The organism is Azonexus sp., from assembly GCF_047638095.1.
In the GTDB taxonomy this organism is placed as follows: Bacteria; Pseudomonadota; Gammaproteobacteria; order Burkholderiales; family Rhodocyclaceae; genus Azonexus.
Map to the genome: position 1 here is coordinate 1 of NZ_JBLJBW010000071.1, position 8,595 is coordinate 8,595.

The following is an 8,595-nucleotide window of genomic DNA, read 5'->3' on the forward strand; positions in this document are numbered from 1 at the left end:
CGCAACAAGATGAAGGAAAAGGAAGCCAAGGGCGGCAAGAAGACCCTGCTGCTCGGCCCGAACTGCCCCGGCCTGATCACCCCGGATGAAGTGAAGATCGGCATCATGCCCGGCCACATCCACAAGAAGGGCCGCATCGGTGTGGTTTCGCGCTCCGGCACGCTGACCTATGAAGCCGTCGGTCAGCTGACCGAACTCGGCCTCGGCCAGTCCTCCGCGGTGGGTATCGGCGGCGACCCGATCAACGGTCTGAAGCACATCGACGTGATGAAGATGTTCAACGACGATCCCGACACCGACGCCGTCATCATGATTGGCGAAATCGGCGGCCCGGACGAAGCCGAAGCCGCCCAGTGGTGCAAGACCAATATGAAGAAGCCGATCGTCGGCTTCATCGCTGGCGTCACCGCCCCGGCCGGCAAGCGCATGGGCCACGCTGGCGCGCTGATCTCCGGCGGTGCCGATACGGCGGATGCCAAGCTTGCCATCATGGAAGAGTGCGGCTTCACGGTCACGCGCAATCCGTCGGAAATGGCCAAGCTCTTGAAGGCGATGCTGTAAAATTTTGCCTTCAGCGTAAAAAAAGCGGGCGTTTGCCCGCTTTTTTTTGTCAATGCCCCAGCCAGGAGAAAATCATGGCATTGTTTTTAAGCGAAGAGGATGTCCGCCAGCTGCTCACGCCCGATATGGCGCTGGCCGCAGTAGAGGAGGCGCACCGCGAATTGTCCTGGGGGCGCGCGGTGGATATTCCGCGCCAGCGCAGCCGCCTGCCGCAGACCGTGCTGCATATTTTGCAAGGGGCTTTGCCGGCGCAAGGGGTGATGGGTTACAAGGCCTACACCAGTAACCGTTCCGGCAACCGTTTTCATGTGCATTTATTTGACGCCGCCACGGGTGAGCTAACGGCGATTCTGGCGGCCAATTATCTGGGTATGCTGCGCACCGGCGCGGCGAGCGGTGTTGCGGCACGCGCCCTGGTATCTCCGGGTGTGCAGGTGGCCGGCGTGTTCGGGGCGGGGTGGCAGGCGGAAGGCCATGTGCGTGCGATTTGTGCGGCGCTGCCTTTGGCGAAGGTCAAAGTGTTCTCCCGCGATGCGGCGAAATGCAGCGAATTTTGCGCGCGCTTATCGGAGCTGACCGGCACGTCCATCGTGCCTGCCGCCAGTGCCGAGGAGGCCGTGCGTGAGAGCGGGCTGATCGGTACGGTGACCACGGCCAGTCACCCCTTGTTTGATGCGGATTGGCTGATGCCCGGTGCGCACATCAACGCGGCGGGTTCGAATGCCTTGATCCGGCAGGAAGTTTCTGAACAAACCTTGCGCCGCTGTCAGCTGATTGCCGTCGATAGCCTGCCGACTGCCCTGGCCGAGGCTGGCGATTTACTGCCGGCGCTTGAAAAAGGCCGTCTGCACGCGCGCCAGTTGGTGGAATTGGGCGATGTGCTGATCGGTAGGCAAAGCGGGCGGCAAAGCGCACAAGACATCAGCTTGTTTGAATCGCAAGGCCTGGCCATTCAGGATTTGGCCGTGGCAGCACGGGTGCTGGCGGCAGCAAAAGCGCAGGGCATCGGGCGGGAGATCGACTTGTAGGATGTTTCTTTTTTGCCATGCCTAATAAATAAAATTGACCCTGAACGGCAGAGGCCGGACAATAAGCCTCTTGCCCGCGGGCAGAGGAGAGATAAGCGCAACATGACATCTGCGGAAACCGTTTTACACGACGCACTCACCGTCGCTGCCTGCAGCGATGCGGGGATCGTGCGGGCACACAATGAAGATGCCGTGTTCGTCGATGCCGATTTCGGTATCGGGGTGCTTGCCGACGGGATGGGCGGCTATAACGCGGGTGAAGTGGCGAGCAGTATGGCCACCACCCTGCTGGCCACCAGTTTTTCGCGTTTGTTGCGTTCTGCGGTGGAGACGCCGGCCGTGCTGGAGCATCCGCGTCAGATCATGAGTGATGAAGTGCGCGGCACCAATGCGGCAATTTTTCGTGCGTCACAAAGTAGCGCCAGCTGTGCCGGAATGGGGACCACCCTGGTCTTTGCCTGGGTATTGGGGCGCGAATTGCATCTCGCCCATGTCGGCGATTCGCGCGCTTACCTGTGGCGGGGCGGCAATTTGCGCCGGCTCACCAAGGACCATTCCCTGCTGCAGGAACAGATCGACGAAGGTTTGATTTCCCCGGATGCGGCACGCCATGCCGAACATCGCAACCTGGTGACGCGGGCGCTGGGGGTGGAAAGCGATGTGCTGGTCGATACCGCCACGCACGCACTGGAACCGGACGATATCGTTTTGCTGTGTTCCGATGGGCTCAACGACATGCTCGAAGATGGGGAGATCGGCGAGTTGCTCGGGCAGGATCGTTACAGTTTGAATGCGCGCGCGCTGCACTTGATCGAGCGCGCCAACGCCTTGGGTGGGCGGGACAACATTTCCGTCGTTTTGCTGCGTCTGGATGCCCAGAGCGCCGCGCAACCTGCCGCCAAGCGCTGGTGGCACGGTTTTCTCAATCAAGTGAAATAGTGCAGGGATAGTGACATGGCAAAACTGATTCTTTCCATGGACGGTCTGGTGCTCAAGGAAATCGAACTGAACAAGGAGCGTCTGACCATCGGGCGCAAGCCGCACAACGATATCCAGATCGACAATCTTGCTATTTCCGGTGAGCACGCCGTGGTGGTGACGATTTTGCAGGATTCTTTCCTGGAAGATTTAAACAGCACCAATGGCACCTTGGTCAATGGCCAGGCGATCAAGAAACATTTTTTGCGCAACAACGACATTGTCGAGCTGGGTAAATACAAGCTCAAATACATGGCGGATAGCGCCGGGCACAGCATCATGCCGGACGCCGAGCAAACGGCGATGATCCGTTCCGATGTCGGGCGGCAAAGCCAACTTGGCAGCCAGAGCGGCGAATTGTCCTTGCAGCCGACGGAGAACTTGAGCCGCAGCCAGGCCGGTGTGGCGAGTCGCCCCAGCGCTGTTCCGGCGGCGGCGATTCAGCTGCTCAACGGCAGTAATGCGGGAAAACTTCTGAAGCTGGAAAAAACCTTGACCACCCTGGGTAAGCCGGGGGTGCAAGTGGCGGTGATCGCTCGCCGTCCGCATGGCTATTTTCTGACCCACGTCGAGGGCGACAGCTATCCGCTACTCAATGGCAAGGCGATCGATGCGCAGGCGCAGTCGCTTGAGGATCACGACGTGATCGAAATAGCCGGGACGAAAATGGCCTTTATTTTGCAGGCCTGATTCAAATCGCATCCGATGCGCCTGGGTGAGGCTCGGGCAGCGTAGCGCCGGGCTGGTTTTGGGGTTAGGGCGTGAGCAGGATTAGATTGTCGCGGTGGATCATTTCCGCGTCTTCGATGTAACCGAGTATGCCTTCGATTTCCGCCGTGTTTTTTCTCAGGATGCGTTTGGCGTCGGTGCTGCCGTAATTGCATAAACCCCGCGCGATTTCCTGACCGCTTTCGGTGCGACAGGCAATGACTGCGCCGCGCTCGAATTCGCCCTGCACGGCACGAACGCCGATCGGCAAAAGGCTTTTGCCGGCCTGCAAGGCGGCGACCGCGCCGGCATCCAGGGTGAGCTGGCCGGCCAGTTGCAAATGATCCGCCAGCCACTGCTTGCGCGCGGCGAGCGGCGGCGTTTCGGAAAGCAATAGGGTGCCCAGGGTTTCACCGTGGGCCAGACGCAGGATGGGATCGTGCTCGTGGCCGCTGGCAATGACGGTGGCCGCGCCGCTGCGGGCGGCGCGCTTGGCAGCGATCACCTTGGTGATCATGCCGCCGGTGCCGACCTGGCTGCCCGCTCCGCCGGCCATTGCTTCCAGTGCCGGGTCGCCCGCCGTGGCGGTTTCGATCAGACGGGCGTCGGGATGCTTGCGCGGATCGGCGGTGTACAGCCCCTTTTGGTCGGTGAGGATGATGAGTGCATCGGCTTCGAGCAGATTGGCGACCAGTGCGCCCAGGGTGTCGTTGTCGCCGAACTTGATTTCGCTGGTCGCCACCGTGTCGTTTTCGTTGATGATGGGGATGACGCCGAGTTCGAGCAGGGTGTTCAGCGTCGAGCGCGCATTCAGGTAGCGCTTGCGGTCAGCCAGATCGTCGTGGGTGAGCAGGATTTGCGCGGTGCGCAGGCCGTATTGGCTGAAGGCGGCTTCATAGACTTCAACCAGGGCCGCTTGCCCGACCGCGGCGGCGGCCTGTTTTTCGTGTACGGTTTTGGGCCGGCGCGCCCAGCCCAGGCGCTGCACGCCGCAGGCGACCGCACCGGAGGACACCAGCACGATTTCCCGCCCTTCCTCGCGCAGGGCGGCGATTTGCCGCGCCCAGGCGGCGATGGCAGCAAGGTCGAGGCCGTTGCCGTTATTGGTGACGAGCGCCGAGCCGACTTTGACGACCAGGCGGCGGGCGGTGGCGAGGGTAGTCATGCGCTGGTTTCCGGGGGCGGGATGATTTCTGCTGCGCTTGCAGTATTGCCGGCTTCTTCATCGGCTGCGTCGTCGGCATCTTCGTCGACTTCCGGGCGGGCCATGCTTTCCAGCGCATCTTGCAGGGCATAGATGAGCGGTTTGGTGCCTTCGCCGTTGATGGCGGCGATGGGGAACACCGGGCCGGCGTAGTGTGCGGCGCTGCGGTAGGCGGCGAGGAATTCCTCGATGCGGCTCTGGCGTTCTTCTTCCGGGATCAGGTCGAGCTTGTTCAACACCAGCCAGCGCGGTTTTTCGGCCAGTGTCGGATCGTGCTTGATGAGTTCGCCGACGATGGCGAGCGCATCGCGCAGTGGCTCGGCGTCTGGATCGAGCGGGGCGATGTCGACCAGATGCAGCAGGATGCGCGTGCGTTGCAGGTGCTTGAGAAAGCGGATGCCCAGCCCCGCGCCGTCGGCCGCGCCTTCGATCAGGCCCGGCACGTCGGCCATGACGAAACTCTTTTCAGCGCCGACGCGTACCACGCCTAAATTCGGATGCAGGGTGGTGAAGGGGTAATCGGCCACCTTCGGGCGGGCAGCGGAAACGGCGCGGATCAGCGTGCTCTTGCCGGCATTGGGCAGGCCGAGCAGGCCGACGTCGGCAATGACGCGCAATTCCAGCGCGATGTCGAATTCTTCGCCGGCTTCGCCCTTGGTGCATTGGCGCGGCGCGCGGTTGGTCGAGGATTTGAAATGGGTGTTGCCCAAGCCGCCCTTGCCACCCTTGGCGAGCAGCACTTTTTTGTCGTGTACATCGAGATCGGCCAGCACTTCGCCGGTGTTGAGGTCGCTGACCACGGTGCCGACCGGCATGCGCAGGAAGATGTCCTCGCCGCCCTTGCCGTAGCAGTCGGCGCTGCCGCCGTTCTCGCCGCGCTGGCCGAGGAATTTGCGGGTGTAGCGGTAATCGACCAGGGTGTTGATGTTGCGGTCGGCAACGACGTAGACGCTGCCGCCCCGGCCGCCGTCACCGCCGTTGGGGCCGCCCATCGGAATGTATTTCTCGCGGCGGAAGGTGGCGATGCCGTTGCCGCCGTCGCCGGCTTTGACATAGATCTTGGCTTCGTCGATGAATTTCATGCTGAACTCGTCTTCTTCCCGATGCCGGCGTTGGCCGCGCCCGTCGTCGCCGCGCCGTACTCAGGTACTGTCTTGTTGCCGCCGGTCTTGCCGCCTTGGCCTCGGATCGAATACGCGTTCGATGCGCGAGTCCAGAGCGCCTCCTGAAACTAAAAAGCCCTATCCGGCGGACAGGGCTTTCGAGGTGTCGCCGGGCTGAATTATTCAGCAGCCGGGACGATGGTGACCGTGCGGCGTTTCTTTTCGCCCTTGATCGAGAACTGCACCACGCCGTCCTTCAGTGCGAACAGGGTGTGATCCTTGCCGCAGCCGACGTTTTCGCCGGGGTGGAATTCGGTGCCGCGCTGGCGGACGATGATGTTGCCAGCCAGAACGAACTGGCCGCCGTAGCGCTTGACGCCCAGTCGCTGGGCCTGTGAGTCGCGGCCGTTACGCGAACTGCCGCCTGCTTTTTTATGTGCCATGTGAAGCGCTCCTTAAAATTAGGCCGCGATCGAATCGATGCGCAGTTCGGTGTAATTCTGACGATGGCCCTGGCGCTTCTGATAGTGCTTGCGACGGCGCATCTTGAAGATCTTGACCTTGTCGTGACGGCCCTGGGCGAGCACGGTGCATTTGATGGAAGCACCAGCGACGAGGGGGGCGCCGACCTTCACCGACTCGCCTTCGCCTACCATGAGGACTTGATCGAGGGTGATTTCTGCGCCAACTTCTGCCGGTATCTGTTCTACTTTGAGTTTTTGGCCAGCGGACACGCGATATTGCTTGCCACCGGTTTTTACGACCGCATACATGAGTTGGACTCCGAAAATAAAAACGGAAATATGAAACAAAGGGTGCTGCAAAGAACCGCGCATTATACGGAAAATCGCCAATAGGTCAAAGCCTTGGCGAAAAATTTTTGGCCCCGCTGTGCTAGACTGCGGCTCTTTTTGGAGCAGAACCTATGTCAGCAAATGCGGCAGCAATCACCACGGCATCCGGCTTGGTTTACGAAGACACGGTGCCGGGTACGGGACGCATGGCCCAGGCGGGCGATCTGGTCACGGTGCATTACACCGGCTGGCTGGAAAACGGCAATAAATTCGATTCGAGCAAGGATCGTAACGATCCTTTCCAGTTTCCGCTCGGGCGCGGCCATGTCATCAAGGGCTGGGATGAAGGTGTGCAAGGCATGTTGATCGGCGGCACGCGCAAGCTGACCATTCCGGCGGACCTGGGCTATGGCGCGCGCGGTGCGGGTGGCGTGATTCCGCCGAACGCGACGTTGATTTTTGAAGTCGAACTGCTCGATCTGCAATGAGTCAGCCAGAAGATCCCTGGGCGAAATGGCGTTTGCCGGCTAAGGCAGAGGCCTCGGTGAACGCGCCGGAGGCGGCAGAAAAAGCGGAAAAACCGCCTGTCCATGCCTCTGAGCCGCTGCCTGAGAAAAAACCGCGAGAGCGCCGCCAGAGCGCCGTGTCGCGCCCGAAAGACGGGGCGGCAGTGGGCAGCGCGGTGAAAGATTCTGCGAAAGATGCGGCAGAAGCTGTGTCAGAAGCTGTGTCAAAAGCGGCGGCGGCAGAAACCGTCCCCGCTACTGCGTCCATCGACACTGCGCCGCAAGATCTGGCGGGGCGTTTGGGCGTGCGCAAAACGCCAGCGTCCGCCGCGGGCGGGGTGCCGAAGCGCCCTTTGCGTGGCGGTGCCCTGACACGTCGCCCGAAGCCGGCACCGCAGGCAAGGGCAGAAGTCGCGCCGCGCCGGAGTGCTGAAGGTGGGCGCGAAAACAGGCATCCAAACGAGCCCCGAAAGGATCAACAAAACGAGCGCCAAAACGAGCATTCAAAGGAGCGCGCAAAAGCCCCTCCCAAGGTTCGCCCCGTATCGGCAGCTCGCTTCGAGCGCGCCGCCGATGCGACAGGTAGCGCCGCGCGTGCGCCGCGCTCGGCGGCAAAAAAAACCTCGGTGGCAGAAAAAAGTGTGCCGCGCATTCCAGCGGCCGCATCGCCCCGCGCGGCTGCCGAAGGCGTGCGCGTCTCGAAACTCATGGTCGAGCGCGGCCTGGCCTCGCGCCGCGAAGCCGATGAATGGATAGAGTGCGGCTGGGTGTGGGCGGCGGGCAAACGTATCAGCCAGTTGGGCGCGCGCATTGCGCGGGATGCTGCGATCGAAATTCGCCGGGAAGAAGCGCCTTCGAGCGTGCCTGCGCCGCGCGAAGTAACGTTTTTGCTGCACAAACCGGCAGGCTACAGCTGTGAGCGCGGCAGCGGCGAGCACAGTGCCCTGAGTCTTTTGCAGGAAGCAAACCGACTGCCGCAACCCGGCGATCCGGCCTTGCAGGACTGGATGTTGCGCAATTTGGAAGCCGCCGGCCGTCTGGAAACCGAAAACAGCGGCTTGCTCGTGCTCACCCGCAACAGCGGTACGGCGCGCCGTTTATTGACCGACGAGCGGGAGCTGGAGCGCGAATACCTGGTGCGTATCCACGGTGAATTGAGCCGCAAAAACCTCGAACTGCTGCGTGAGGGCCTGCCGCTCGATGGGCGTCCCTTGGGCAAAACCTGGGTCAAGCAGCTTGATCCCGGCCAGCTGCATTTCATTCTGCGCGAAGGCCAAAAACGCCCCTTGCGGCGGATGTGCGAAGCGGTGGGCTTGACGGTGAAAAGTATCCAGCGCACCCGCATTGGTCATTTGCGCCTGGATAAACTGCCACCGGGCCAGTGGCGCTTTTTGCGCGCGGACGAAAGCTTGTAGGCGCAGAGACGGCGTTTTCTACGGGCGCAAAAAAGCGAAGCCGGGTGGCGTCAGTTGCCCGCTTCGTTTTTTTTGCGCCGCAGATTCGGGTAGCGTGGTTTCGCATCATGAAATTGATTTTCGTCGTTGACCACAATCGCCGGCTTCGTGATACTCCCGGGGTTTTGTAAGTGTTGTGCAAGGCTGCCGGCGTATCCTGTCGGCTCGCATATTCAAACCAACTCAGGGGGTTAGCATGTCGCAAGGCAAGTCCAAGATTATCTACACGCTCACCGACGAGGCGCCGCTGCTGGCGACT

At 61.5% G+C, this 8,595-nt stretch carries 9 protein-coding genes and 1 pseudogene; 6 read left to right on the top strand and 4 right to left on the bottom strand.

The genetic code is table 11. The annotated features are described in order from the left end of the window. From ACM62Q_RS12630 to ACM62Q_RS12645, 4 genes and pseudogenes are all read left to right on the top strand, one after another. Positions 1-561: pseudogene (locus ACM62Q_RS12630) on the top strand (succinate--CoA ligase subunit alpha); the annotation flags it as partial. 74 nt (positions 562-635) lie between these two features. Further along, a complete protein-coding gene (locus ACM62Q_RS12635; protein WP_415037128.1) occupies positions 636-1,589 on the top strand; it encodes an ornithine cyclodeaminase family protein in 954 nt (317 codons plus the stop codon). 102 nt (positions 1,590-1,691) lie between these two features. Next, complete coding sequence (locus tag ACM62Q_RS12640) at positions 1,692-2,528, top strand: Stp1/IreP family PP2C-type Ser/Thr phosphatase (RefSeq protein ID WP_415037130.1); 837 nt, start codon at positions 1,692-1,694, stop codon at positions 2,526-2,528. A gap of 15 nt (positions 2,529-2,543) precedes the next feature. Then, complete coding sequence (locus tag ACM62Q_RS12645; RefSeq protein ID WP_415037132.1) at positions 2,544-3,257, top strand: FHA domain-containing protein; 714 nt, start codon at positions 2,544-2,546, stop codon at positions 3,255-3,257. 64 nt (positions 3,258-3,321) lie between these two features. Here the strand turns inward: ACM62Q_RS12645 and proB are convergent, their stop codons facing one another. The 4 genes from proB to rplU all read right to left on the bottom strand — a co-directional run bounded on the left by proB (position 3,322) and on the right by rplU (position 6,355). Further along, entirely contained in the window at positions 3,322-4,440 is a 1,119-nt protein-coding gene (proB, locus tag ACM62Q_RS12650; RefSeq protein ID WP_415037134.1) for a glutamate 5-kinase, read from the bottom strand. Continuing rightward, on the bottom strand, positions 4,437-5,561 hold the full coding sequence (gene cgtA / locus ACM62Q_RS12655; RefSeq protein ID WP_415037136.1) for an Obg family GTPase CgtA: 1,125 nt from the start codon (positions 5,559-5,561) through the stop codon (positions 4,437-4,439). The genes proB and cgtA overlap by 4 nt, the downstream gene beginning before the upstream one ends. A gap of 200 nt (positions 5,562-5,761) precedes the next feature. Then, complete coding sequence (gene rpmA, locus ACM62Q_RS12660; protein WP_205201923.1) at positions 5,762-6,025, bottom strand: 50S ribosomal protein L27; 264 nt, start codon at positions 6,023-6,025, stop codon at positions 5,762-5,764. A gap of 18 nt (positions 6,026-6,043) precedes the next feature. Then, positions 6,044-6,355, bottom strand: coding sequence for a 50S ribosomal protein L21 (gene rplU, locus ACM62Q_RS12665; protein ID WP_415037138.1), 312 nt, complete (start codon positions 6,353-6,355; stop codon positions 6,044-6,046). 152 nt (positions 6,356-6,507) lie between these two features. Between rplU and ACM62Q_RS12670 the strand changes: the two genes are divergently transcribed. Together ACM62Q_RS12670 and ACM62Q_RS12675 are read left to right on the top strand one after the other, a co-directional pair. Beyond that, entirely contained in the window at positions 6,508-6,864 is a 357-nt protein-coding gene (locus ACM62Q_RS12670; RefSeq protein WP_415037140.1) for an FKBP-type peptidyl-prolyl cis-trans isomerase, read from the top strand. Further along, on the top strand, positions 6,861-8,297 hold the full coding sequence (locus tag ACM62Q_RS12675) for a pseudouridine synthase (protein WP_415037142.1): 1,437 nt from the start codon (positions 6,861-6,863) through the stop codon (positions 8,295-8,297). Before ACM62Q_RS12670 ends, ACM62Q_RS12675 begins: the two co-directional genes overlap by 4 nt. Positions 8,298-8,595 lie beyond the last annotated feature (298 nt).

Coding starts and splice junctions, on each gene's coding strand:
- ACM62Q_RS12640 (WP_415037130.1), top strand. CDS start 1,692: ATGACATCTGCGGAAACCGTTTTACACGACGCACTCACCGTCGCTGCC.
- proB (WP_415037134.1), bottom strand. CDS start 4,440: ATGACTACCCTCGCCACCGCCCGCCGCCTGGTCGTCAAAGTCGGCTCG.
- ACM62Q_RS12635 (WP_415037128.1), top strand. CDS start 636: ATGGCATTGTTTTTAAGCGAAGAGGATGTCCGCCAGCTGCTCACGCCC.
- cgtA (WP_415037136.1), bottom strand. CDS start 5,561: ATGAAATTCATCGACGAAGCCAAGATCTATGTCAAAGCCGGCGACGGC.
- ACM62Q_RS12645 (WP_415037132.1), top strand. CDS start 2,544: ATGGCAAAACTGATTCTTTCCATGGACGGTCTGGTGCTCAAGGAAATC.
- ACM62Q_RS12670 (WP_415037140.1), top strand. CDS start 6,508: ATGTCAGCAAATGCGGCAGCAATCACCACGGCATCCGGCTTGGTTTAC.
- rpmA (WP_205201923.1), bottom strand. CDS start 6,025: ATGGCACATAAAAAAGCAGGCGGCAGTTCGCGTAACGGCCGCGACTCA.
- rplU (WP_415037138.1), bottom strand. CDS start 6,355: ATGTATGCGGTCGTAAAAACCGGTGGCAAGCAATATCGCGTGTCCGCT.
- ACM62Q_RS12675 (WP_415037142.1), top strand. CDS start 6,861: ATGAGTCAGCCAGAAGATCCCTGGGCGAAATGGCGTTTGCCGGCTAAG.